A 23,699-nucleotide genomic window follows, 5' to 3' on the forward strand; every position below is an offset into this window, starting at 1 on the left:
TCATGGTGAGAAATACCAATGCAATCAAGACTCATATATTTTGTTCACTTCAAGCATTTGTTAAATTGGAGTTGATGCGGTCTGAAAAGATAATTGGTACTTGGTATCAAGTACAAAGAAATATGTTCACTTTAGTTATACGTGAGCATATTTTTGCGAACCTTCAGAGTGATGCTATGGCCTAGAGCACATAGATAATGCTTTTTGTCAATGCGTAAGTCCTAGATTCCATGAATTCAAACGTCAACTGGAATACAAAGCTAAAAAGTTTGGCTGTGAAATAATTGTTGCTGACTGCTGGTTTCCGTCAAGCAAAACCTGCTCAAGCTGTGGACATACCCAAGATATGCCACTAAAAGAAAGAACTTACAACTGTGGAAGTTGCGGTCATTCGATGGACAGGGATTTGAACGCAGCAATTAATTTATCGCGCTTGGCTTTCATCGTGAAAGCTTACTGAGGGATAACCGCTCCCATGCTCCCGATGAAGTAAGAACCAAATGTCTAGACTTGTCTAGTATTTGTATAGCAGGACACGAACATTGGTGCCAACGTTGTCATATTGTCAGATCTACCTCCTGACACAACAGCGGTTAGTATGTCTACGAATAGGCTTAAATCTACCCAGGCTCAGGAAAATGATTAAATCAACCTTTCAGAAAATCCTTCGCCACTTTGCCATGCGCTACGGCAAGTTCCGAGGCCTCTACGTCAAATTCTGCGAGCCAAGTTCCGAGGAGTACACCCAATTTCTCCGCCTTCACGGCAACCTGTACTCGATCGGCGAAAATTGCACGATCCTGCCAAGCACGGTGTTTACAGACCCCTCCTACGTCCGCATCGGCAACAACGTCCACTTTTCCAGCTCTATCCTGATCGGCCACGACGGAGCGATCGCCATGCTCAATCAAGCCTACAACGTCAAACTAGATGCTGTGGGCAAAATAGACATCCGTGACAACGTATTTATCGGCTATCACTCGATCGTCCTCCGCAACGTCACCATCGGCCCAAATGCGATCGTCGCCGCCGGTGCGGTCGTCACCAAAGATGTCGCAGAAGGCGATATAGTTGCCGGTGTTCCCGCTAAACCCATCGGACGCGTCGCAGACTTGGTGGAAAAATTGCAGGCTGAAACTCAAAGCCTACCTTGGGCCGATTTAATTAACAGTCGCGAGGGAGCCTACGACCCCGAAATGGAACCCCAGCTTGCACAATTGCGATTGTCACACTTCTATGGAAATAAATAGACATATCCAATAATACTCAAACCCTTATATACAATCTTTTTTTGAAGATTTTTTGGGCATTTTTGGGGTTTTTCTTGGCAGTAAAGCAGGCTTTTCAACAGAAGAGCTTAATAAGAGTGACCGCTTTTGTAAAATATGCCCGAACTATCAAAAAAGTAGGCGATGCCTCAAATGGCGATCGCGCCAGCTTGCCATAGGGGTACAACTTGAGCTAAAAAGTTGTTAAACCAACAACTGCACTTATGTCCAAAGCCAGCGAGTCCAATCACCCGTATCCACTGCTGGTTGTCATTGTTAACTACCGAACCCCTGGTTTAACCATTGACTGCTTGCGCTCTCTAGTTACCGAAGTGCGATCGCTCCCCGGTATGCGAGTTGCAGTTGCCGACAACGCATCAGGCGACAATTCTAGCGAACAAATAGCAGCGGCGATCGCAGCAGAAGGCTGGAGCGAATGGGCATCCTTCGTTCCCCTAGACCGCAACGGCGGATTTGCCTTCGGCAACAACGCCCTCATACGTCCTGTCCTGCAATCCACCAATCCCCCCCCTTACTTCCTGCTGCTCAACCCAGACACCGTAGTTCGCCTAGGTGCCTTAAAAGCCCTCGTCGATTTCATGGACTCCAACCCCGAGGCCGGCATCGCGGGCAGCCGCTTGGAAGACCCCGACGGAACGCCGCAACATTCAGCTTTTCGGTTTCACGATTTCTTAACCGAACTCGATTTTGGTTGGCGGACGCGCTTTTTATCCAAATTATTGGCAAAGTGGAATGTAGCGCCTCCTATTTCCCAAGAAATCTGTCAAACTGATTGGGTAGCTGGAGCCAGCATGATCGTCCGTCGTGAAGTATTTGAAAAGATTGGCTTGATGGATGAAGCTTATTTCATGTACTGCGAAGAAATGGACTTTTGCCTGCAAGCGAACAAAGCTGGCTGGAGTTGCTGGTATGTACCTGAAAGTCGCGTGGTACACCTAGTAGGTCAAAGCTCAGGTGTGACTGACACCAAAAAACCCCCTAAGCGACTGCCACAGTATTGGTTTGATTCCCGGCGCAGGTACTTTCTCAAAAACTACGGCTTGGTTTACACAGCATTAACTGATGTCACCTGGGCTTCGGGCTTTGGAGCCTGGAGGGTGCGCCGCGTACTTCAAGGTAAGCCGGACGGCGATCCGCCAAAAATGCTCACCGATTTTATCATGAATAGTGTATTTTTTAAGGGGGGTAAGATTGAAGATTCAAAAATTTTTTAAAAGGTGTTTGTAAATAAATCAAAGCCAGAGAAACCCCGTTAATCCTGGCCAACCAAACATTGCTTCAGTTGACAGTTGATCTGGGACAGCTTGTCAGTCAGCGAAGCCGAAGGGTTGACAACTTGAGGACACTTAACAAAGGAAAGAAGAGGATTAGATTAATGAATCGTCTGATTTTAATTTCTCCCTACAAGGGTTCCGGATTTCAAGCAATTCTTTGAGATAATTCACCGCAGCACTTGGTGTTTTTGAGTGAATAAACCGGGTGCACTACTCCCTAAAAACCAGAGAAATAGCTTAATATCTGGGGCATCTAATAACAACTTAAACAAAACAGAGTGTTGAGTACAGCTTATGGTAACGGAGTCAAATTTAATAGCAACTGAAAATCAAGTAGAAACCCCTGCACTCGGATTGTGGGAGCAGATTAAAGAAGACTGGATTGCTCACGGTCGCGATTGGACAAAACCGGGATTTCGCGCCGTAGCAGTTCAAAGATTCGGTGTCTGGAGAATGCAGGTAGAACCAAAACTGCTGCGGGCTCCCTTGAGCATTCTATATCGATCGCTCTACCGAAAAGTCCGCAACACCTACGGCATAGATTTGCCGTACACAGTCAAGCTCGGCCGCCGAGTCGTCATTGAACACGAAGGCTCTATCATCGTTCATGGACACTGCACTCTTGGTGACGACTGCATTATCCGCCAAGGCGTTACCCTGGGGAACCGCTACTTGGAAAAACCCCTAGAATCGCCTCAATTGGGCGATCGGGTGAACGTCGGCGCCGGAGCAAAAATTCTCGGCAAGGTCAACCTGGGAGACGACGTAAATATCGGTGCAAATGCTGTCGTTTTATCAGACATTCCTGCTGGTCAAACTGCCGTTGGCATCCCTGCCAAAATTATCAAATCCCGCCCTGTCGAAAACAATCCTTAAATTAGTACCAAAAAAAGTGACCTGTCTCTTCTGTTACTTAAACTAGAGATCTACCGCCTCTATAGTGATAAATGCTTGTACGAAATCGTGGATTTCTATGGCAATTGTGATTGTTGCACGCTGGGAGCGATCGCTACTGCTTGTTAGTAGACATTAACTCGGTCAACCAAATAATTACAAGTTGACAATATAGTAATTCTGTATGAATTGTAACATTTTGTAGGTTAGTACCCCGCCGTGCCTACCAGTAAAACCTGGCAACATACAAAAACCTTACAACTCAAATAGGATTGTCACAGAATTTCAACAAATAAATATTGTCAATCACCAACCAGCGATCGTATACTGATAATTGAATGTCACATGATTATCAGTATATCTTATCTGTTATCTTGCACAAATAATGCTTCAATCAATAACTACACCTGTCGTTTCTGCCACCGAGCCAGATTGGAGTCGCGAAAAACTTTGCCAGTGGTGGGATCCCAGTCGCCAACTTCTAAAATCTATCCGCGACTATCAAAAATGGCGGCAGCAAGGTGGAATTTTAGGGTATTTTTTATCCCGGTTCAACATAATCCAGCATATATTCTGGAGCATTGTAGCTGGAACTGACATCCCTTTGAACTGCCAGATAGGAGGGGGACTCATTATGCTTCATCCTAATGGCATAGTCATTCACCCAGAGGCATCTATTGGCCCGAACTGTATGATTTTTCAACAGGTGACAATTGTTTCTAATGTCCAAGTTGGCGGTCACGTCGATATCGGTGCAGGAGCAAAAATTATTCGCTCCGTAACGATCGGCGATCATGCTTTGATAGGCGCCAATGCAGTGGTGATTTGCGACGTACCACCGGGCGCAACCGCAGTCGGAATACCAGCAAAAATTATCCCCAAAAAACCCTAAGCCTGAAAATGCACTCCTAGAAATATTCGCAGGAAAAAGGAAGTTGCAGAGCAAGGATTCTTTCAGATAATTCTCCTAATTCCTAAACTTTCAATTTTTCCTGCATCAAATCTTTCCGGCGGCGTGCTACTTTTTCCCAGGTAAATTCCTCGGCTTGCTGGCGAGCATTATAACCCATCTGTGCTCTCAACTCCGGGGACAAAGCAAGCTTTCGCAAGCCTTCAACAAAAGCTTCACAGTCGTAAGGGTCTATGACTATCCCATCTTTGCCGTCCCGGGCAATGGCCCCCGCTCCCATAGGTGAGGTGAGAACTGGCAACCCGTAAGCCATAGCTTCATAAGTAACCATCGGGCCACCATCTTCGAGACTCGGAAAGGCAAAAATGTCAGCTTCGCCATATACGCCCGCAATATTGAGCGTGTAATCTATATGAATTACATCCGAGCGTCCTAAAATATCGCTGCAACTTTCGGCAATTGCAGGCTCCATCTCTCCGCAAAGCACCAGTCTGCCTTTAATGCCAGCTTTTTCCCAGGCTTGCAAGAGCAAGTGAGCTCCTTTTCTGACGCAGATGGTGCCCACAAAGAGCGCAGTAACGGTGTCTGATGGCTGTTTTTTGGGCGAAATATTTGGGAAACGCTTGGGACACCACCCGTAACTGCTTGACATCAGTTTGTATTCGGGAACTCCTATTTCGAGAAAAGATTTTTTTACCTCTGGACTAGGAGAAAAAATGAAATCAGCCAAGCTCATTTCTTCATCTTCTTGCTGAATCATCGCATCTGTAATTCCATGTTGGGGAGCAATGCCCAAGCGACCGTAAGCATCGTCAAGAATATATTTTGCCTTCTTAGTAGAGCAGTTAATACGCTCAAAAAAAAGTGTTTGCCCCTGCTGCTTTACCTTTCTAACAGTTTCGATTGAAGTGCGAGGCCACAAGTAAACTGCATCAAAATCATTGATATCTCTCAGAAAACGCTTTTCAGCAGAAGATTGCGCAAAATTTCCGAGCCTGTAGTACACCCTTCTGAAATATGGGGGTACGCTTTCGACCATATTATACCCGCGATATGACGGTGCACAACTGGGAACAACCATGCGGGTTTTAAAGTCTGGGTAATCCCACTGACAAAGTGACAAAAATGTATGGCTAATTCCTTGACCGCCACAGTAAAAGGTGAACAAAGAACTGATATTTAGCATGGTTGACTCTTCTCAAATAAAAATGCTGGATCGGATTTGACTTAATATATAATAAGCTAAACACGCTTTGACGCGCACTACAGCCACTCGCTAAAAGTTTGGGAATCAAGATATTGTGAAATTAGCTTGACTTTTACTAAAATATTAAAATAATAGATCGCAAGTGGAATTCCAGAGGTAAGCTTTGAAACAAGTTGGATTGGTTGCTATCGGGCGGAATGAAGGATCTCGCCTCGGAGCGTGCTTGCTGTCAGCGATCGGCAAAGTAGCTTGCGTAGTTTATGTCGATTCCGGCTCAACAGACGGCAGCTTGGAATTAGCCCGATCGCTCGGAGCTGAGACAGTAGAACTCGACTTATCTACACCCTTTACAGCAGCACGCGCCAGAAATGCAGGATTTGCCAGCCTGCGACAAGCAGTTCCAGACATCGAATTTGTCCAATTCGTAGACGGCGACTGCTCCATAGTTGATGGGTGGCTCGAATTTGCCCAGCAAAAACTCGCAGCGCAACCCGAATTAGCTGTAGTGTGCGGGCGCCGCCGCGAGCGGTATCCCAATGCCACACCATACAACCGACTCTGCGACATTGAGTGGGACAGCCCGATCGGGGAAGCCAAAGCCTGCGGGGGCGACTCCATGATGCGGGCATCAGCCTTCGAGCAAGTCAGCGGTTTCAACCCCATACTGATCGCCGGTGAAGAACCGGAACTCTGCGTGCGGCTGCGCCAAAATGGTTGGAAAATCGAGCGATTAGATGCAGAAATGACTTTGCACGACGCCCAAATGACTCGTTTTGACCAGTGGTGGAAGCGCTGTCAAAGAGCAGGCCATGCCTACGCCGAAGGTTCCTGGTTGCACGGAAACACCCCCGAACGCCACTGGGTCAAAGACAGCACCAGCATCTGGTTCTGGGGATTCGTTTTGCCCGTGCTAGCAATCGGGACAGCGTGGGTTACGCACGGCTGGAGCCTGTTGTTGCTTTGGGGCTACCCGATACTTGGCTACCGCATCTATCGGCGGATGCAGCAAAACTTAAAATCAAAGGATGCTGCTCTCTACGCATTATCTTGCGTGTTGGGGAGATTTCCTCAATTGCAGGGTCAGATGCTGTTTTACAAACGCCGGTTGCTCAGACAGCGCAGCAACTTGATCGAATACAAGACATCAAGCCCATCAATTGAGAAAGTTACAATGAGTGCTAAGTCTACTAAGTAGATCAGTTACCATCAACTTAACTTGTTTTTTCTGCAACTTCTCCCCTGTAATTGCAAATCGGGTGTTGATGTAGAGGCGGATTTTTCCATCAACCTCTACAGCCGACTCTCGCATCGAAAAAAAAAACGCTTAATATCGATTAATCTATTCAAAACTCAACTTCCAAATATTCATCGATCGTCAACAAAGGAATCTAACCAATGAACAACCAAAAATTAAAAGTTTTACTAATTGTAGAGCAGTGCAATCCTGAATGGGCTTCTGTACCTTTGGTGGGGTACAATTTTGTTGAACAAATTAGCAAGCTAGTTGATGCAACACTTGTCACCCATGCTAGAAATAAATCCGCTATTCAAAAACACCCTGAATACGAAAAAGTTTTTTATCTTGAAGAAGGAAAGATTGCTACGCAGTATTACAAAGTAGTAGAAAAAATTACCGCGAATGGTAAAATAAATTGGCCACTGTATAATGCTTTGAGCTACCCAATTTATGAAGAATTTAATCAGCAAGTATATCAAAAATTTCACTCCAAAATTCTCAAGGGAGATTATGACATAGTTCATGCAATTACCCCGATGATGCCGCGGTATCCGTTTAAGGTAGTCAGCGCCTGCCAAAACACTCCTTTTCTGCTAGGCCCAGTCAATGGAGGCATTCCTTTTCCACCAGGCTTTCAAGAAACTGCCAAACAAGAATTTGCTCAATTCAACTTTTTGAGGGCAGTTGGTCGAGCCTTAATTCCAGGTTATGTAGAAACTTACAAAAAAGCAGACCAAATTTTGGCAGGTTCAACATATACCTTAAATATGCTCAAAGATTTGTTTGCGATACCAGACCAGAGAATTCAACTATTTTACGAAAATGGTATTGCCAGTAGTTTCTTAAAACAAGAACCAAAAACAAAAAAGGGTGGCCAGATAAATTTACTTTTTGTAGGTCGATTGGTTCCTTACAAATGTGCTGACATTCTCATCGAAGCTGTGAATAGACTAGAACCAAAAATTAAAGAAAAAGTTCAATTAACAATAGTAGGTGACGGGCAAGAAAGAAAAGCATTAGAATCTCAAGTAGAGAAGCTTAACTTAGGAGAAAAAGTTAAGTTTGCTGGTTGGGTAGGTCAAGCAGAAACACTTGACTATTACCAGCAAGCGGATATTTTTTGCTTCCCTTCGATTAGGGAATTTGGCGGCGCAGTGGTAATGGAAGCTATGGCTTGTGGGTTGCCTTGTATTGTACCAAACAATGGCGGTATAGCCGAATACGTGACTGAAGAAACTGGATTTAAAATAGAGCCAACTTCTAGAGAGTATCTTACTCAGGAGTTAACAAATAAAATTCAGATTTTGGTCGAAGACGATCGTTTGCGGCAAGTTATGTCAGCTAAGTGTATCGAAAAAGCGAAAGAATTTACATGGGAGCCAAAGGCAGAAAAAATTCTTGAAATTTATCATAAAATGATTGACGCTAAAAGTACCGCTCGCTCTAAATAAGCTGTTGTGCATCTAGATTGTGTATGGTAATTGAGGGTTAGAAGGGCAGCGGATTGAAGATTTTTGTTCGCAAACCGAAATATACAATTTAAATGCACAACAGCTTAGTAGATAAATCTCTTTATGGGGTGGAAAACAAGTTATGCGAATTGTAATTGTTGCTGAAAATGCCTCTAACAAATTCGGTGGAGAGTCATTGCTGCCGGTGCACTACTTCCGAATACTTCGATCCCGCCAAATAGAGACATGGTTAGTGGTACACGGGCGCACTCAAGCTGAACTCGAAGCGCTGTTTCCAGAAGAATGCGATCGAATGCGCTTTGTACCCGACACATGGGTGCATCGGCTGCTTAACAATTGCGGGCGATTCTTGCCTCCAAGGTTAGGTGCGCCTACTTTAGGGCTGCTCAGTCACCTATACACCCAAGTGCTACAGCGCGGTATTGTCGATCGGCTGGTGAGCGAAAAACAGATTGATATTGTTCACGAGCCGACACCAGTTTCGGCAAAATTTCCGTCCCTGATGTTCGCCTTAGGGGTGCCGGTAGTTATGGGGCCACTGAATACGGCGGTTAAATTTCCTTTGGCATTTCGATCGCGCCAAAACCGTTCAGTAGATATTTTAATCGAGATCGGTTATCAGTTCGTCAACTTGTTCAACCGTCTTTTGCCCGGTAAAATCAAAGCAGAGACGGTGTTAGTGGCAAACGATCGCACGAAGCAGGCACTTCCGGCGGGGGTGCAGGGTAAAATCATCGAACTTGTGGAAAACGGCGTGGATTTATCGGTGTGGCGATCGGAATCTATGGCATCAAAGGAGCCTAATCAACAAATCCATTTTGTTTTCTTGGGGCGACTGGCAGACTGGAAGGGGGTAGACTTGCTGCTAGAAGCCTTCAGAGCCGTCGCCGCTCAAACGGATGCTGTTTTGGAAATCATCGGCGATGGGGAGATGCGAGGGGAACTCGAAGCTCAAACAGCTCGTTTAGGCCAGGAGGCCAGGGTTGTATTTAGTGGCTGGTTGTCTCAGGATCGATGCGCTCTCAAACTGCAACAAGCCGATGTACTGGTGCTGCCGAGTTTGCGGGAGCCTGGGGGAGCCGTGGTAATGGAAGCAATGGCCGTCGGCTTGCCCGTCATTGCCACCAATTGGGGCGGCCCGATGGATTATATAGATTCCAGTTGCGGTATTTTAGTAGAACCAGCTTCTAAAGAAGGCTTTGTCAAGGGACTGACTGACGCTATGCTGAAGCTCGCTCAGTCGCAGGAGATGCGACAGAGTATGGGTAGGGCGGGATGGGAGCGGGTTCGGGAGCATTTTGACTGGGAACGCAAAGTCGATCGCATGATTGAAATTTATCAACAAACGATCGACACTTGCCAGAAGCATTAGCTAGTCAAGGACAAAAGCAGCAACTTTCAGATAAAAAGCTGCTGCTTAAGCTTGCAAAAAAGTACGTAGCGGATAAAAAAACACTCTACATCCTCGCTAAAAACGGGTTAACCAGTATTTGGTTAACCCGCAAGCTTAGAAACACGCAGAGTTATTAATTTTGCACTACCAACTTGACGTTGGCGTTTTGCAAACCGCGCTGCTTGACTGCTGCCAAGGTCTTGTTAACTGCGTACTTCTGGTTAATGGAGTTAATTAACTCAGTTTGATTGTGCTTTTTGGCAACGCCCCAGAGGTCTGCAATCAGATCAAAGGAACCGTCGCTATTGCGAGACCAACCCAGGTCGTATTCGCCTTCCAGAGTCGCCACGATGTCGGAGCGAACGCGCTGACCATTATAGCCACGAACATCAGCTTCTGACTTGACTGAAATGCCCAAGTCACGTAGGGAAGCTTTCAGGATTTCGGCATCAGTGATTTTGGTACGCAGAGTGCTAAAGTGAGACATTGGATTTCCTCCTAATAAAACTGAGAGAGAAACAACAACGGTCTGGATTTAACGGTGCCGCTGGGCGGCTCTTCAATCGAACTGCTAGCTGTTGCTAGCCTTTGCTCCTGTTTGGACCAGGAGAAAGCTTTTAGAATTCCATTCGCTGGTATTCAGCGACGGAAGACGCAGCGGGCCGTGCGCGCTGTCTCGCCCAATCTCGGAGGGCGCTGACCTGTTCGGTCATGGTTTTAGACAGTGGCAATGTAGATTTAATGGCCGCGATGATATCTAACTGCGTAAACTCTCTATCTTGAGCGAAGGCCTCGTACATGGCTGCTACTAGCCCTTGCTCAATTTCTGCGCCTGAAAAGCCGTCGGAAACATTGGAAAGTTGCTCTAAATCGAAGCGAGAAATTTCCCGACGCCGTTTTGACAGGTGAATTTTGAATATATCTTGGCGTTCTTCTTTCGTCGGTAGGTCAACAAAGAAGAGTTCGTCGAATCGACCTTTTCTCAAGAATTCCCCGGGTAAACGCTCGATTCGGTTGGCTGTTGCCATTACGAAGACTGGGGAAGTCTTTTCTTGCATCCAAGTGAGGAATGAACCGAAAATCCGGCTGGATGTGCCTCCGTCTGAGTCGGCCGAACCAGTGCCTCCTGCAAAGGCTTTGTCTAGTTCGTCGATGAAGAGGATAGCTGGGGAGATGGATTCTGCGGTTTTGAGCGCGTTGCGGAGGTTTGCTTCCGATCGACCTACCATCGAGCCGTCGTAGACTCTACCCATATCTAGCCTGAGCAGGGGCAGTCCCCACAGGCGCGAGGTAGTCTTGGCAATCAGCGATTTTCCGCATCCGGGTACGCCGAGAATTAGCATTCCTTTGGGTTGGGGCAAGCCGTATTCTCTCGCCCTTTCTGTAAAGGCGTTGGAACGCTGCTTGAGCCACCGTTTGAGTTCTTCTAAACCCCCGACTGCATCCAGGGTTTCGTCTTCTTCTACAAACTCTAGAATGCCGTTGCGCCGAATTAATTGCTTTTTCTCCGACAGAACTATGTCTACTTCTTCTTCGGTTAAGCGCCCCGTGGAAACTTGGGCTTTGCGATAAACTTTTTCAGCTTCATCCTTAGTCAATCCCAAGGCTGCTTTTAAAAGTTTTTCTCGCGATTCTGTGGTAATGCGTCGCGATTTCGTTTGCTCCAACTGGCTAGACAATACTTGGTTTAGTTCCGCCATGTCTGGGAGCGCGAAGTCTAAGACTACCACTTCCTTTTCTAGCTCGATCGGGATTTGCTGCAAAGGAGACATCAGTATAATTGTCTTTTGTGTTCCTTTGAAGTTGGCGATCGCATCACGCAACAACCTTGTTACGGTTGCATCATCTTTAAAAGGATGCAGGTCTTTGAATACATAGATAGTAGCGTTGTTGTTCGGTTCGCGCTGCCTAATCGCCCATTCAATAGCTGCCTGCGGCGAGAGGGTGCTTTGCTGAGTGTTTGCACGAGGTTGACCGTACTCTATCATGCCCTGGGTTACAGTCCAGACAAAGACTCGGCGCTGCGGCTTAGCTTGAGCTATTGCGGAAATTGCTTGCTCACACCGCTCTTCCTCGGATGTCACGAGGTAGATCAGAGGATATTGAGCTTGGATTAGGATACTGATCTCTTCTTGCATATTCCTCGACCCACTAGAGACGGTGCTATCTTTGCTGAATCTCAATGCTGCCATTAGCCCATTGCTGAATGAGATTTCCAGTTATGGCTTTTTGAGCAAGCAAGGCATTCTTAGCAGGGAACCAATTCTTCCTCTCCCGGTTGGGCTGTGCTGGCACTGACGCCTGACACTTGCTTGACTGGAAGATCCTGCTCAGCCAATACACTCGGCTGACTTGTTACGGATGCCAGTTCTCCATCTCGCATTACTACTGAACCCGTGCATTCTGGACAAGTGTACACCCGGTGGGTTTGTCCGTAGGAGGCTTCTACTTCGTCAACCAGTTCGGGGTTTCCTAGGTAGAAGACAATTGCCCTTTCTGCAATTGATGACATCGGTTCGGTTTCTACTGCGGCTTTGATTTTGAGCTGGCGATGCAGTTCAGGTGGAAGATACAGTGTAACTTTTTGCTTTTCTTGCATATCAGTGAATTGACTTACCCGGGTATGTATATTAGATTAGCTACTTAATTCTTTGCTGTCAAGCCTCTATGCTGCTTTAGCGTCATTTTGTAATATCTCGTTACAATTGCTGCGATCTTGGGGCGGCTAACAACGGAAAATAGAAGAATGTAGCTGATGAGGCAGCTATCAAGGTACGTAGTTGCGCTTGGGCGCTCTTTATATATATGAAAGAGCGCTGAAGCGCAACTACGTACCTAAAGGCGAATGCTGGGAAAAACTCTAATTTGAAAGCTGATTAGCCGATCGCCCCCCGAGATATGGGAAAATCAATCAGAGTCTGCCGGTAAACATCCGGCAATCCCGTGTCATAACACCGCCCTCGCACCACATAACCAGCCATTCCCTCGAACTCCCGCAACTTATCCAAACACGACGTTAACTGAAATTCGCCTCTTTCTCGAAAATTGCTATTAATATGTTCTGCCAAACAATCAAAGATTTTAGGATCGAGGACATACATCCCAAACATTGATAAGAATAAATCCTCTGCCAAGCCTTCTACGCTTAAATGCTGCCGCGCATACTCGATATCCGGCTTTTCGTAAACTTGCGTCACCGACAAAATAGCATCTTGTTCCTGCCAAACTCCCGCCGCACAGCCGTAGTGATGAATTACATCAGATGGTGTTACCCTCAAACCAATGACGCTGTGCTGCACTTGCGAGTAAATATCCAATAGTTGGCGCGCACAAGAGCTTTCTGTTTGCGACGAGTAAATGTGATCGCCCAAAAGCAGGAGAAATGGCTCGTTGTTAGTCCATTCCTTAGCACAAAATACCGCGTGGCCGAACCCTTCCTGGACATCCTGAGTGAGAATTGTAACGCGCTGTCCCAACTCTTGTAAATATTGGCTATAATCCTGATTTTGCTGAGACAGTTTTTGGAAAAGTTCGGGAGACGGCCCAGTTTTAAAGAAATCTTCAAAAAAAGTGCGATCGCCCTTTTGGACAACTATACCAACTTCCTCGATTCCCGCACTCAAAGCTTCTTCCACAATTGCCAAAATTATCGGTTTAGCGCGGCCAGTGCGATCGATAATTGGTAAGAATTCCTTCTTCACTGCCTTAGTAGCCGGAAACATCCGAGTGCCGAAACCAGCGGCTGGAATCACGGCTTTTCTGACTTGCAGTCGGGAAGCTTTTCCTGCATCTTTTCTTTCTTCTATCTGCGTGGAACAGGCGTCCCGCCTGTATATTTCTGGGGTTTCTGCATCTTTTCTTTCTTCTATCTGCGTGGAACAGGCGTCCCGCCTGTATATTTCTGGGGTTGTTGCTGCATTAAATTCTGTTTCAGGCTGCAAATGGGTCTGAGAACTAATAGTAAGTTTCACACATTCCATCTGAGGAAAATTCCGTGAAATAATCTCGATAACTTGCTGTTGACTTTCATAATCTTTCACGATAAATTGCGCCGTGCCGTCTCCCTGAGAACCAACTCCCTTACCGCCCAAAATATAAGGCTGAATCGGTTGACAATTCAGGAGTTCGTGCAAAACTGGAGCCGTCAATTCCCCTGGACAAGCGGGGATTAAATACCTATCAAATTCCCTCTGAGCAACTTTCATCAACTCGCCGAGTTTAACCGCATCTCCCTGCTGTAAAGCTGCGGCCGCATCTTGCGTAATTTTAGAACTAATCGCGCCGAGATGTTTCTGCACGTTTGCTTGAACTTCAGTCACAGCAAAGGGATAAGCCTGATTCAGACTTGCCAGAATTTGTTGAGTGTTTTTGCTAGCGCCCAAATCTACGATGACAAAAAACAAATCTTTGGCAACTTTTAGCTCAACAACATCCATTTGATCGCCGTCAAAAAACATCAAAATTGGTCGATTTCCATAGGCACAACCCTGATCCATGCGGCCGCAGCGCGAAGGTGTGGCAATTTCGCCTAAATAAGCCATTTCCATTTCGTCGCGGACGTTCATTTTTAAATCGTATAAGCGATTGAAAGCGCGGGCTACTAACACGCAAATTGCGGCACTTGAAGACAAGCCTTTCTGAATTGGCAAATCAGTTAAATAATTGTCAATTTCTACTCCTCCCGCGTAGCCGTGCGAGAGAAATTGAGCGGCAACACCGGCTGCATAACTGAAAAAAGTTCCTGTTTGGGCCTCAGCAAGCAGAGCATTTTTTGCCATCGGGAGTGCAGTTTCAATTTTTGTGCCATCATTTAAAGCTGCCCGCAAAATCAAGTGTGTCGGATGTTTTTTGACTTCGGCATAAATTCCTTGATTTGTACTGGCTATCAGAGTACAGCCTTTTTCTATAGCGGGATTGTGCGGGCGATAACTGGCGGCCCAATCGCTGTGTTCGCCAAACAAACAAAGGCGACCCGGAACAAAAAGTTTCATTGCATCTATCTAAGGGTATCTATATTGTGATTACTCTAACCTGAGATGGAGATATTTTACTAAAGTGCGATCGTCCTTTGGGTTGATGTACTTGACGGAGGAAATTTGTTGTAATAGATGAAAACTAAGAGTTGAAGGAAGCAGTTGCAATGCGTAAGTTAAACATAGGTCTATCTGAGGAGCAACGTGCAGGCGTTATCGAACTGTTGAATCACGACCTGTCAGATGCTTATCTGCTGTTAATCAAAACCAAAAAGTATCACTGGGATGTAGTGGGCCCGCAGTTTCGATCGCTCCACCAGTTGTGGGAAGAACACTACCAGGCGTTAACAGTAAATATCGATGCTATGGCCGAACGGGTGAGAACTTTAGGTGGCTACCCAATTGGTACTGCTGAGGGTTTTCTGAAGTATGGTTCGATTAAAGAACATATCGGCGACTTGCCTTTGGCTACGGAAATGGTATCACGTTTAGTTGATGACCATGAACTGATTATTCGCAATCTCCGCCAACACGTCGAACAGTGCGGTGAAGAGTTTAAGGATGATGGAACCGCAGATTTTTTGACTGGTTTGATGGAACAGCACGAGCAAATGGCTTGGATGTTGCGATCGTTTATTGAAGGGGAATCTATTTCACCGGATGGTAAGCAGCCGAAAGCTAAAACTCCTACAGCTTCTCACGCTTAGATTATAGCTCGATCGAACAGATTTAACTGTTGTGAGTCAGAGAATTTCACCGCGATTCTCGCAGTACGACAGGGGTTTTCAACCCCTGTCTCATAGCGAAAGTCCTCTTTTAGAGGACTGGAGTTAACCTGATTTCGATCTGGTTTTTGAGTCGTTTTTTAACCGACTTTCGCCTTGAGGCCGGGGTTTAAACCCCGGCCGGACTCCGAGGAGAGCGTGCTTTTTGACAGATTTTGAGTAAGACATGATTACGGACAAATTTGATGTACAGTCTCTACGTATCTGTTCACAGAGTGATATTATTATACTGCTCGATTTCCCAAACTCTTCAACCGCATTTTTTCATACACCTGCGACGGCAACATTCTGTGAATATTCATTCGCTTTTCGATCGCATAAATTGTCGTCCCGGCAATTGAATCCGATGTTTGCTTCAACTCCAATCCCGATTCAATTCTCGATCCTAATATCATTTTTACCAAACTTTCTATTGACAATAAATACAAATTATGCCGCAGCAAAGCCATCACAAAATCTTCTTTTAAAGCTCGATATAGCCAAAACAATGTACTCCGGTAATTGCCGTTGCGGTTGCTTTTGACAGCTAGATAAATATAAAAATTACTGCTAGACCAGCAGTAAACTTTCTCGGGAACTTTCGAGTGATACCGCCGGACATCTGCCAAAATTAAAGTATGGCCTTTTGCCATTGCGGCATAGTTGCAAGACATACTGCTGGAAATCTGTCGGTAGCCGACTAAATACTCCGGTACTACTTTAAATTGATAGTATTGGGCGATGCGGAGGTGCAATTCCCAGTCTTCGCAACCTTGAGCATTTTCTAGTTTGAATTTGCAGTTGTAACCGCCGACTTTTTCAAAGCAAGCGCGACGGATTAGAGATGAACTGGCATTGCCGATAAAATATTTATAAACTAAGGCATCGTGAACCGATCCTTCGATCGTTGAGTTGTAAAATCCACCTGTCAGCAAACCTTCTTCGTTAATATCCAATGACCAGGAATAAATAACTCCAACAAAAGATTCCGATTTTGTCAGGCATTCAACTTGTTTTTCCAGGTTTTGCGGGTACCAAATATCGTCAGCGTCGATCGGAGCAATATGTTCGCCTTTTGAGTGTAAATAGGCTAGGTTGCGAGCGACGGCTACACCTGCATTTGATTGCTGCAATAAGATGATTCGGCTATCTTTTTGAGCAAAAGATTTGATGATTTCAGCGGTTGTGTCTGTAGAGCCGTCGTCCACAACTAAAATCTCTATATTCTGATAAGTTTGAGATAGCACAGACTCGATTGTTTGGGCAATAAATTCCTCAGCATTGTAAGCCGGTATAATTACTGAAATTAATGGCTGATTTAAATTGTGTTTGGTGTTGTTCATGCGATATAAAAACTTTTTTATGTAAAATTTTTGACTCTCAGGCACCGATTTAATGGTATCTTAACAAAGTGGTAAGGTCGATCGCACACCGTCGAAAATTTGCAGGTGTACATTTGAAATATATTGCCAAAACTCATCAAATGTGCATTGACACAGCAGTCGGGATACAGACTTGGTGCAGGAGTGACTCGCCGATCGCATATATAAAATCAACTGTACTGGGCAACTCGCGATCGCCGGAGAGTCTCAGTATATCATATGTTGCTTTTTATACTTGTTACGGTCAAAAAAAATCAAATTCTTGTGCGGTGGAATACTCTGAAACACAATGGCTGGTGGGGCTTTTTAGAAGGTTTACAAAAACAATGATATATATAAAGATTTCGTAAAGCTGTTGTCTTCATCAGGTGAGTCTCAGCCAGATGTGGCTTAGAATACAGGCATGAATGGGGATCAATGCAGCCTACATTGCCAGCAAAAAAATTAGTTGAAGATAAACAGAAATCGGGTTATAAACAAAAATGTAGAGCTGATTTTACTTTTCGTAAAGTAGGAGCATTGAAATTCAATCATTGGTTTTCCATGCAATTCAAAACAAACTCGGTAATGATTTATACTAACGAACCGACTGTATCCGTAATTATCCCAGTCCACAATGGGGGAGCTTACTTCCGCACCTGTTTGTCAAAGCTGGCTCAAGCTAGACCGAAGCCGATCGAGATTATTGTAGTAGCAGATGGGGAAAGCGACGGTTCTTGGCGTCTGGCCAAGGAATTCGGCGCCAAAGTCATCAGAATTCCCGAATGCGGCGGCCCCGCCCGAGCCAGAAATTTTGGAGCGCAAGCTGCGAAGGGAGATATTCTGTTTTTTGTGGATGCTGATGTCGCTGTTTGTCCTGAGGCTGTGGGTTATGCGAAATCGGTGTTCAAAAATAATCCCTACTTAGCTGCTTTGATCGGTTCCTATGACGATGCTCCTGGAGATCCCGATTTTTTATCGCAGTACAGGAACTTGCTCCACCACTACGTGCACCAAACAGGTAATGAAGAAGCTTCGACTTTTTGGGGCGCTTGCGGAGTGATTCGCCGGGAAATTTTTTTGCAGATGGGTGGCTTTAATGAGAGTTATCGCCAAGCTTCGATCGAGGATATTGAGCTGGGCTACCGTTTGAAACAAGCCGGTTATAAAATTCGATTGTGCAAAACATTGCAAGTCAAGCATTTAAAGCGCTGGGAAGCGGTGGGGATGGTGAAGGCTGACTTTTTTTACCGAGCGCTGCCTTGGACTGAACTGATTTGGCGCGATCGCAAATTGAATAATGACCTCAACTTGCAAGTATCGAACCGAATTAGTGTAGTTTTAACTTATGCCATGCTGCTGGCAGTGGTGGGGACGTGCTGGTCGCTGAACTTTCTGCTATTGGCTGGGTTGCTGGCAATACCCTTAGTAGCAATTAATTCAGAGCTTTATCGATTTTTTCAGCAAAAACACGGTATCTTATTTGCGCTGAAAACCATTCCTTGGCACTGGCTTTTCTATTTTTACAGCGGACTGGCATTTGCGATCGGCACGGGTCGTCACTTATCCCAAAAAAAGCTGTTGACTGGCAAAGTTAGGTTGCCAGTATCCGCTCAATAAATCAAGGCAAATTGTCCTTCAACTTCCAGCCGATCGATATTTTATCAGGGTATTCACTGGTGCATATATTAATTTTAGAAGTTATAAATAATTGTATAGTGCAATAAAAAGGCTGGAGGTAGGCTGAGTGAAACATTATCCTGTGGCGATCGTCGGTGCTGGGCCTGCGGGTTTGACGGCTGCTTACGAGCTAGTCAAGCAAGGGATCGTCCCTGTTGTACTCGAAAAAGGGGATAAAGTTGGCGGGTTGGCCCGCACCGAAAGCTACAAAGGCTATCGTTTCGACATTGGCGGCCACCGATTTTATACTAAAGTTGCAGCGGTGCAGCAGTTGTGGCAAGAGGTACTGGGAAATGAGTTTATTAAAGTGCCGCGCTTGTCGCGAATTTTTTATAGAGGTAAATTTTTTAACTATCCGATCGGGGCCTTCAATACTCTGTTTAATTTGGGGATAATTGAGAGTGCGCTAATTATTTTGAGCTATCTGAGAGTTAGACTCTGGCCGCTTCCCAAAGAAGAAACTTTTGAACAGTGGGTAATCAATCGTTTTGGCGATCGCTTGTACAAAACATTTTTTAAGACTTATACAGAAAAAGTTTGGGGAATTCCCTGTTCGGAAATTCAAGCGGATTGGGCGGCGCAACGGATTAAAGGATTGTCGCTGACAACAGCGATAATTAATGCTTTGTTTGGCAGTAACGATACTAAAACTTTAATCAAAGAGTTTGACTATCCGGCTTTGGGGCCGGGGATGATGTGGGAAAAGTTCGCCGAAGCTGTGGAAGATAAAGACGGCAAAGTTTATCTCGATACTAAGGTGATTAGCTTTGAGCGTGAAGGTAATAAAATTAAAACTATTACTGCTGAACATAACGGAGAATTAGTTGAATATTCGGCGGATAATTTCATTACGAGTATGCCGATATCGGCGCTGGTAGCACGGATGAAACCGCAGCCGCCTGAGCCAGTGTTGCACGCGGCGCGATCGCTAAAATATCGAGATTTTTTGATTGTATCGCTGATTGTCGATCGCCCAAGTTTGTTTCCTGACAACTGGATTTACATTCATTCTCCCGAAGTGAAAGTCGGACGGATTCAGAATTTTAAGAATTGGAGTGCTGCATTGGTTCCCGATGCGAGCAAAACTTGTTTGGGAATGGAGTATTTTTGCAATGAAGGCGAGGAACTTTGGGTAATGTCGGATGCTGAACTTGTGGAGTTAGCAACTCGCGAGTTGGTTGAGTTGGGTTTGGCAAAAGCTGCGGATGTTGAGGATGGGGTGGTGCTGAGGCAGCCGAAGGCTTATCCTGTTTACGATGCCGAATATCGCGGACATTTGCGGGTTTTGGAAGGTTTTTTGACTGGGATTGAGAATTTGCAGACGATCGGGCGAAATGGTATGCACCGATACAACAACCAAGACCATTCTATGCTGACGGGGATGCTGGCGGTGAGAAATCTGCTTGGGGAAAAGCACGATTTGTGGGATGTGAATACTGAGCGATCGTACTATGAAGACTTTAGTGTCGATCGGTCTAAGGAAAAAAAGGATTCGGATTTGATGGCGCAGTCTAGTTGATATTTGGGGATTGTAGTTGTGACAATGTGAGTTAAATCACACCTGAAATGGCGATCGCCCGTTCATATTTTCCGCATAATCTTGTAGGGGCAATCCCCCGATCAGTTGCGTCGCTTCATCCGGCGTAGGTACGGGGTGACTCGCCTACATTTACCACAACCTATTTAGGTGTTGTGAAGTGGAAATATTGTATATTGGTTAAGTAAGCTGACCATTTTTTTAACTTTTCACTCCTCGGAGTCGTTTTTCTATGCTCCAAAGACTATACGTACATAACTTCAGATGCCTGGAGAACTTTGAACTGATTCTCAAAGAGATGCCATCCTCCCTTTTAATTGGGAAAAATGGTGCAGGTAAATCAACCATCCGCGTTGTATTGGAAATCCTTCAACACATCGGTCGAGGCATTAACAGAATGCGTGATTTTGATAAAAATCATCTTGGTCTTATCGACCCGAAAGATTTCAATCGAGGCAGGTCTGATGTTCCAATTCGATTTGAGATAGAAGTATTACTTGACAATAAATTATACAAATATATTCTGGCATTGGAATTACCAGAAAACTTTAGAGAGCTTCGAGTTTTTGAAGAGCAACTGTTAATTTCAGGAAATCCAATTTACTCTCGCAAGGAAGCCCAAGTCACTATTCATTACACCAGCCCGCGAAATCCTGAAGCTAAGTTTCTGGTGGATTGGCATCTCGTTGCTCTTCCAGTGATTCAAGAACAATCAGAAACCGATCCGCTTCGTATTTTCAAGACTTGGCTGGCGCGCACGATTATTTTAGCCCCGATCCCAAGCCTGATGACTGGAGACTCTAACGGGGAAACGTTGGAGCCAAAACGAGACGGTTCAAATTTTGGGGAGTGGTTCTCTGGGTTACTCAGTCGCTACCCTGCTGCCTACACACAGGCTTACAGATACCTCCAAGAAGTTATGCCTGACTTTCAGGATTTTCTGAATGAACAAATCGGGAAAGACTCTAAAAGTATGATTGTTCGGTTTGAAGAAAAGAATGCCAATCTGAGTGTTGACTTTAAAGACTTATCTGATGGGGAGAAATGCTTTTTTCTTTGTGCTGTTGTCTTAGCTGCTAACAAGTATTACGGCCCACTTTTTTGCTTTTGGGACGAACCTGATAACTATCTTTCTCTGTCAGAGGTTGGACATTTTCTTACATCACTACGACGCTCATTTAAGGATAGCGGTCAGATTATAGCGACCTCACATAATGAAGAAGCAATCAGAAAGTTTTCAAATGAAAATACCTTTGTACTCGATCGAAAAAGTCACTTAGAGCCAACCTTAGTTAGGTTGCTCAGTGATATACCTGTCAGTGGCGATCTTGTAGATACCTTGATTCGCGGCGACATAGAATTATGAAAGAGAAGCAAAATCCATACAAGTCTCATGTTGTTGTGTTGCCAGAAGACCGTGCTAATGAAGAGATCGTAAATGGATTTAATAATTTTCTAGACCTTTACTCCAGAGCTATTCAGATTGAGCGGCCTGCTGGTGGTTGGGAAAAAGTTGTGGAGAAATTCCTAAAAAATCATGCCTCTGAAATGAAGAAAAAATTTCCAGAAAGAAAGAATGATGGTCTTGCTGATTGATTTTGATGAAAATTATGAAGATAGGTTTAGTTATGTAAAGGAGCGGATTCCCGAGGATTTAGAAAATAGAGTATTTGTTCTTGGAGTATTATCTGAACCAGAGAAGTTAAGGAGCGATATTAGAAAGAATTTTGAAAATATCGGAGAAGCCCTTGCAAATGACTGTTCCAATAATAACACGAATGGATTATGGGGGCACGATCTTCTCAAACACAACAAAACAGAGTTAGATCGTATGATTCTATCTGTTAAACCATTTCTGTTTAATTAAGTCAACGAGGAATGAATGCGTTTTGTCGATATCTGAACATCTTGTGCTAACTCTTGACCACATACTGATAAAATAAGAAGAGCTAGATTGAGATATCATCTTATGTCGCTGATTAAACAACGCCTTCTAGAAGCGATCGAACGAACTCCTGAATCGCTTTTAGAGCAAACCCTGACATTCCTAGAATTTTTGACCAGTCGGACACAAACCGCGATCGCCCCAGACTTCGACTCAGATTTTGATTCAGACACCGACTCCAACGACCAAATCCTCGCTGATCTGAAAACCTCCCTCCACCAAGCCAAAACGGGACAAACATTCCCCATTGAGGAACTCTGGGATGGCATCAATGTCTGATACGCCAGTCCAACTAAAATTCACAGTTGAGACAAATTTTTTTAACTTGTGCTAAGTCTTGACTTACAGACTTAGAGAGTGAAAATATGCTAAGACGCAAGCAACAAACAAACCAACCTATGAACTTTTCAGAAAAATCAGGGGGCAAAAGTCCCACATCCACAAAAACCAACCCTACACAGCATCTCAACACCAGAGGGCTGCGGACATTACTCCTCGCCGCAGGTATAGTCTCTCTTTGTGCTAGTTGTCAGAGTCCCCAAACACCAAGCGCCACAGCCCCCGGCAGCACTCCCGGAACCACTCCCGCAGCCACTCCCGTCGTCGTTAGCACCCCCGGAGACCCAAATACCGTCAAAATAGTCTCCATGCTCCCCATGACAGGCAGCGCCTTGGGTCAAGCTCAAACAATGGTCAACGGTGTCAAACAAGCCCTTGCCGAAACCGACTCTAAAGCCTGCGATGGCAAAATCAAAATCGAATACGAGATTCTCGATGATGCGACTGCTGCGGCTGGCAAATGGGATCCCAGCCAAGTCACATCGAATGCTAACAAAGTAGCAGCGGATGGTTCGGTAGTTGGTGCGATCGGTCATTACAACTCCGGTGCCGCCAAACTTTCAATTCCCGTGCTCAACCAAGCCAATATAGCGATGGTGAGTCCCGCTACCACCTATCCGGGCTTGACAAAACCAGGAAAAGGTGAGCCGAAAGAACCCAACGTTTATTACCCTACAGGCACTCGCAATTTCGGTCGCGTTGTCCCCGCAGACGACCTCCAAGGCTCTGTAGCTGGCAACTGGGCGAAATCTTTAGGAGTTAAAAAAGTCTACATCCTCGACGACCAAGAACTGTATGGCAAAGGTATTGCTGACGTTTTTGAAGCAACTGCTAAAAAGTTGGAAATTCAAGTCCTCGGCCGGGAGGGAATTGATATCAAAGCCAGTGATTACAAAGCTTTAATGAATAAGATCAAAGCTTTAAATCCCGACATGATTTACTTTGGTGGCACTACTCAAAGTAATGCTGGACAAATCATTAAAGACATGAGAAATGTCGGGATGACTGCTGATGCAGTTAAATTCATGGGCCCGGATGGCATTAAAGAACAAGCTTTAATTGATGCCGGAGGCAAAGATGCTGAAGGAGTTTATGCTACTTTTGGTGGTTTGCCTCCTAAAGAATTGACTGGCGTTGGTGCGAAGTGGTATGAAAGCTACAAGGCAAAATATAATGCTGAACCAGAAGCTTATGCAGCTTATGCTTATGAATCTGCTAAGGTGATTATCGGCGCAATTAATAAGGTTTGCAAAAATGACCGCGCGGCTATCCGCGATGCTGTTTTGGCAACTAAAGATTTTAACGGCGTACTTGGCAATTGGAGTTTTGATGCTAATGGTGATACTAGCTTGACTACAATGTCAGGAAATGTTGTTAAAGCTGGTAAGTGGGAATTTGTGAGTGCACTTAAGACTGAATAATTA

The 23,699-nt window shown here is 45.1% G+C and carries 23 protein-coding genes and 1 pseudogene; 18 read left to right on the forward strand and 6 right to left on the reverse strand.

Annotated features, from left to right (window positions below):
• The 6 genes and pseudogenes from JGK11_RS17040 to JGK11_RS17065 all read left to right on the forward strand — a co-directional run.
• Positions 1-185, forward strand: a pseudogene (locus JGK11_RS17040) (IS701 family transposase); the annotation flags it as partial.
• A 5-nt stretch (positions 186-190) separates the two neighbouring features.
• The gene (locus JGK11_RS17045) at positions 191-460 is read left to right on the forward strand and encodes a zinc ribbon domain-containing protein (protein WP_293186658.1); all 270 of its coding nucleotides are present in this window, start codon (positions 191-193) and stop codon (positions 458-460) included.
• A 178-nt stretch (positions 461-638) separates the two neighbouring features.
• Positions 639-1,250: an acyltransferase gene (locus JGK11_RS17050; protein WP_293212364.1), complete on the forward strand. Its 612-nt coding sequence runs from the start codon at positions 639-641 to the stop codon at positions 1,248-1,250.
• A gap of 242 nt (positions 1,251-1,492) precedes the next feature.
• Positions 1,493-2,503 carry a glycosyltransferase family 2 protein gene (locus JGK11_RS17055; protein WP_293186649.1) on the forward strand — a complete coding sequence of 337 codons (1,011 nt, stop codon included), beginning with the start codon at positions 1,493-1,495 and terminating at the stop codon, positions 2,501-2,503.
• Between the two features lie 354 nt (positions 2,504-2,857).
• Positions 2,858-3,439, forward strand: a complete 582-nt coding sequence (locus JGK11_RS17060) for a serine acetyltransferase (RefSeq protein WP_293186650.1) — start codon at positions 2,858-2,860, stop codon at positions 3,437-3,439.
• A 403-nt stretch (positions 3,440-3,842) separates the two neighbouring features.
• Positions 3,843-4,349, forward strand: a complete 507-nt coding sequence (locus JGK11_RS17065; RefSeq protein WP_293212365.1) for a serine acetyltransferase — start codon at positions 3,843-3,845, stop codon at positions 4,347-4,349.
• Between the two features lie 82 nt (positions 4,350-4,431).
• Here JGK11_RS17065 and JGK11_RS17070 read toward each other — a convergent pair whose 3' ends face one another.
• Entirely contained in the window at positions 4,432-5,553 is a 1,122-nt protein-coding gene (locus JGK11_RS17070; RefSeq protein ID WP_293186652.1) for a glycosyltransferase family 4 protein, read from the reverse strand.
• Between the two features lie 184 nt (positions 5,554-5,737).
• On the opposite strand from JGK11_RS17070, the gene JGK11_RS17075 reads away from it, so the two are divergent.
• The 4 genes from JGK11_RS17075 to JGK11_RS17090 all read left to right on the forward strand — a co-directional run bounded on the left by JGK11_RS17075 (position 5,738) and on the right by JGK11_RS17090 (position 9,813).
• Entirely contained in the window at positions 5,738-6,769 is a 1,032-nt protein-coding gene (locus tag JGK11_RS17075) for a glycosyltransferase family 2 protein (RefSeq protein ID WP_293186653.1), read from the forward strand.
• Between the two features lie 200 nt (positions 6,770-6,969).
• Positions 6,970-8,262 carry a glycosyltransferase family 4 protein gene (locus JGK11_RS17080; RefSeq protein WP_293212366.1) on the forward strand — a complete coding sequence of 431 codons (1,293 nt, stop codon included), beginning with the start codon at positions 6,970-6,972 and terminating at the stop codon, positions 8,260-8,262.
• A gap of 142 nt (positions 8,263-8,404) precedes the next feature.
• Entirely contained in the window at positions 8,405-9,655 is a 1,251-nt protein-coding gene (locus JGK11_RS17085) for a glycosyltransferase family 4 protein (RefSeq protein ID WP_293190834.1), read from the forward strand.
• Entirely contained in the window at positions 9,640-9,813 is a 174-nt protein-coding gene (locus JGK11_RS17090) for a hypothetical protein (RefSeq protein ID WP_293204305.1), read from the forward strand. The genes JGK11_RS17085 and JGK11_RS17090 overlap by 16 nt, the downstream gene beginning before the upstream one ends.
• Here JGK11_RS17090 and JGK11_RS17095 read toward each other — a convergent pair.
• The 4 genes from JGK11_RS17095 to JGK11_RS32920 all read right to left on the reverse strand — a co-directional run bounded on the left by JGK11_RS17095 (position 9,810) and on the right by JGK11_RS32920 (position 14,667).
• Positions 9,810-10,163, reverse strand: coding sequence for a DUF1257 domain-containing protein (locus JGK11_RS17095; protein WP_096832348.1), 354 nt, complete (start codon positions 10,161-10,163; stop codon positions 9,810-9,812). The genes JGK11_RS17090 and JGK11_RS17095 overlap by 4 nt on opposite strands.
• A gap of 130 nt (positions 10,164-10,293) precedes the next feature.
• Positions 10,294-11,814, reverse strand: coding sequence for an AAA family ATPase (locus JGK11_RS17100; RefSeq protein WP_293186656.1), 1,521 nt, complete (start codon positions 11,812-11,814; stop codon positions 10,294-10,296).
• 110 nt (positions 11,815-11,924) lie between these two features.
• Positions 11,925-12,275 carry a hypothetical protein gene (locus tag JGK11_RS17105; RefSeq protein ID WP_293186657.1) on the reverse strand — a complete coding sequence of 117 codons (351 nt, stop codon included), beginning with the start codon at positions 12,273-12,275 and terminating at the stop codon, positions 11,925-11,927.
• 277 nt (positions 12,276-12,552) lie between these two features.
• On the reverse strand, positions 12,553-14,667 hold the full coding sequence (locus JGK11_RS32920) for a sugar phosphate nucleotidyltransferase (protein ID WP_366034816.1): 2,115 nt from the start codon (positions 14,665-14,667) through the stop codon (positions 12,553-12,555).
• Positions 14,668-14,816: 149 nt separating this feature from the next.
• Here JGK11_RS32920 and JGK11_RS17120 point away from each other — a divergent pair, with 149 nt between their 5' ends.
• Positions 14,817-15,356, forward strand: coding sequence for a Dps family protein (locus JGK11_RS17120; protein WP_293190838.1), 540 nt, complete (start codon positions 14,817-14,819; stop codon positions 15,354-15,356).
• Positions 15,357-15,658: 302 nt separating this feature from the next.
• Here JGK11_RS17120 and JGK11_RS17125 read toward each other — a convergent pair whose 3' ends face one another.
• Positions 15,659-16,756: a glycosyltransferase family A protein gene (locus JGK11_RS17125; protein WP_293190839.1), complete on the reverse strand. Its 1,098-nt coding sequence runs from the start codon at positions 16,754-16,756 to the stop codon at positions 15,659-15,661.
• Between the two features lie 606 nt (positions 16,757-17,362).
• Between JGK11_RS17125 and JGK11_RS17130 the strand changes: the two genes are divergently transcribed.
• The 7 genes from JGK11_RS17130 to JGK11_RS17160 all read left to right on the forward strand — a co-directional run bounded on the left by JGK11_RS17130 (position 17,363) and on the right by JGK11_RS17160 (position 23,696).
• Positions 17,363-18,394, forward strand: a complete 1,032-nt coding sequence (locus JGK11_RS17130) for a glycosyltransferase family A protein (RefSeq protein ID WP_293181752.1) — start codon at positions 17,363-17,365, stop codon at positions 18,392-18,394.
• Between the two features lie 127 nt (positions 18,395-18,521).
• Positions 18,522-19,973 carry an NAD(P)/FAD-dependent oxidoreductase gene (locus tag JGK11_RS17135; protein WP_293212367.1) on the forward strand — a complete coding sequence of 484 codons (1,452 nt, stop codon included), beginning with the start codon at positions 18,522-18,524 and terminating at the stop codon, positions 19,971-19,973.
• A gap of 250 nt (positions 19,974-20,223) precedes the next feature.
• Positions 20,224-21,357 (forward strand): AAA family ATPase, encoded by a 1,134-nt coding sequence (locus JGK11_RS17140; RefSeq protein ID WP_293181679.1) that lies wholly within the window; start codon positions 20,224-20,226, stop codon positions 21,355-21,357.
• The gene (locus tag JGK11_RS17145; protein ID WP_293181681.1) at positions 21,354-21,587 is read left to right on the forward strand and encodes a hypothetical protein; all 234 of its coding nucleotides are present in this window, start codon (positions 21,354-21,356) and stop codon (positions 21,585-21,587) included. Before JGK11_RS17140 ends, JGK11_RS17145 begins: the two co-directional genes overlap by 4 nt.
• Entirely contained in the window at positions 21,568-21,858 is a 291-nt protein-coding gene (locus JGK11_RS17150; protein ID WP_293181683.1) for a hypothetical protein, read from the forward strand. Before JGK11_RS17145 ends, JGK11_RS17150 begins: the two co-directional genes overlap by 20 nt.
• A 102-nt stretch (positions 21,859-21,960) precedes the next feature.
• A complete protein-coding gene (locus tag JGK11_RS17155; protein ID WP_293181685.1) occupies positions 21,961-22,215 on the forward strand; it encodes a hypothetical protein in 255 nt (84 codons plus the stop codon).
• Positions 22,216-22,334: 119 nt separating this feature from the next.
• Complete coding sequence (locus tag JGK11_RS17160) at positions 22,335-23,696, forward strand: branched-chain amino acid ABC transporter substrate-binding protein (RefSeq protein WP_293212368.1); 1,362 nt, start codon at positions 22,335-22,337, stop codon at positions 23,694-23,696.
• The last annotated feature ends 3 nt before the right edge of the window (positions 23,697-23,699 follow it).

Origin of the sequence: Microcoleus sp. PH2017_34_RAT_O_A (assembly GCF_020737885.1) — a bacterium.
GTDB lineage: Bacteria > Cyanobacteriota > Cyanobacteriia > Cyanobacteriales > Microcoleaceae > Microcoleus.

Excerpts from the sequence above, each read along its gene's own strand:
- JGK11_RS17050 (WP_293212364.1), top strand. The coding sequence starts at position 639 with ATGATTAAATCAACCTTTCAGAAAATCCTTCGCCACTTTGCCATGCGC.
- JGK11_RS17055 (WP_293186649.1), top strand. The coding sequence starts at position 1,493 with ATGTCCAAAGCCAGCGAGTCCAATCACCCGTATCCACTGCTGGTTGTC.
- JGK11_RS17060 (WP_293186650.1), top strand. The coding sequence starts at position 2,858 with ATGGTAACGGAGTCAAATTTAATAGCAACTGAAAATCAAGTAGAAACC.
- JGK11_RS17065 (WP_293212365.1), top strand. The coding sequence starts at position 3,843 with ATGCTTCAATCAATAACTACACCTGTCGTTTCTGCCACCGAGCCAGAT.
- JGK11_RS17070 (WP_293186652.1), bottom strand. The coding sequence starts at position 5,553 with ATGCTAAATATCAGTTCTTTGTTCACCTTTTACTGTGGCGGTCAAGGA.
- JGK11_RS17080 (WP_293212366.1), top strand. The coding sequence starts at position 6,970 with ATGAACAACCAAAAATTAAAAGTTTTACTAATTGTAGAGCAGTGCAAT.
- JGK11_RS17085 (WP_293190834.1), top strand. The coding sequence starts at position 8,405 with ATGCGAATTGTAATTGTTGCTGAAAATGCCTCTAACAAATTCGGTGGA.
- JGK11_RS17095 (WP_096832348.1), bottom strand. The coding sequence starts at position 10,163 with ATGTCTCACTTTAGCACTCTGCGTACCAAAATCACTGATGCCGAAATC.
- JGK11_RS17100 (WP_293186656.1), bottom strand. The coding sequence starts at position 11,814 with ATGCAAGAAGAGATCAGTATCCTAATCCAAGCTCAATATCCTCTGATC.
- JGK11_RS17105 (WP_293186657.1), bottom strand. The coding sequence starts at position 12,275 with ATGCAAGAAAAGCAAAAAGTTACACTGTATCTTCCACCTGAACTGCAT.
- JGK11_RS32920 (WP_366034816.1), bottom strand. The coding sequence starts at position 14,667 with ATGAAACTTTTTGTTCCGGGTCGCCTTTGTTTGTTTGGCGAACACAGC.
- JGK11_RS17120 (WP_293190838.1), top strand. The coding sequence starts at position 14,817 with ATGCGTAAGTTAAACATAGGTCTATCTGAGGAGCAACGTGCAGGCGTT.
- JGK11_RS17125 (WP_293190839.1), bottom strand. The coding sequence starts at position 16,756 with ATGAACAACACCAAACACAATTTAAATCAGCCATTAATTTCAGTAATT.
- JGK11_RS17130 (WP_293181752.1), top strand. The coding sequence starts at position 17,363 with ATGATTTATACTAACGAACCGACTGTATCCGTAATTATCCCAGTCCAC.
- JGK11_RS17140 (WP_293181679.1), top strand. The coding sequence starts at position 20,224 with ATGCTCCAAAGACTATACGTACATAACTTCAGATGCCTGGAGAACTTT.
- JGK11_RS17145 (WP_293181681.1), top strand. The coding sequence starts at position 21,354 with ATGAAAGAGAAGCAAAATCCATACAAGTCTCATGTTGTTGTGTTGCCA.
- JGK11_RS17150 (WP_293181683.1), top strand. The coding sequence starts at position 21,568 with ATGATGGTCTTGCTGATTGATTTTGATGAAAATTATGAAGATAGGTTT.
- JGK11_RS17155 (WP_293181685.1), top strand. The coding sequence starts at position 21,961 with ATGTCGCTGATTAAACAACGCCTTCTAGAAGCGATCGAACGAACTCCT.
- JGK11_RS17160 (WP_293212368.1), top strand. The coding sequence starts at position 22,335 with ATGAACTTTTCAGAAAAATCAGGGGGCAAAAGTCCCACATCCACAAAA.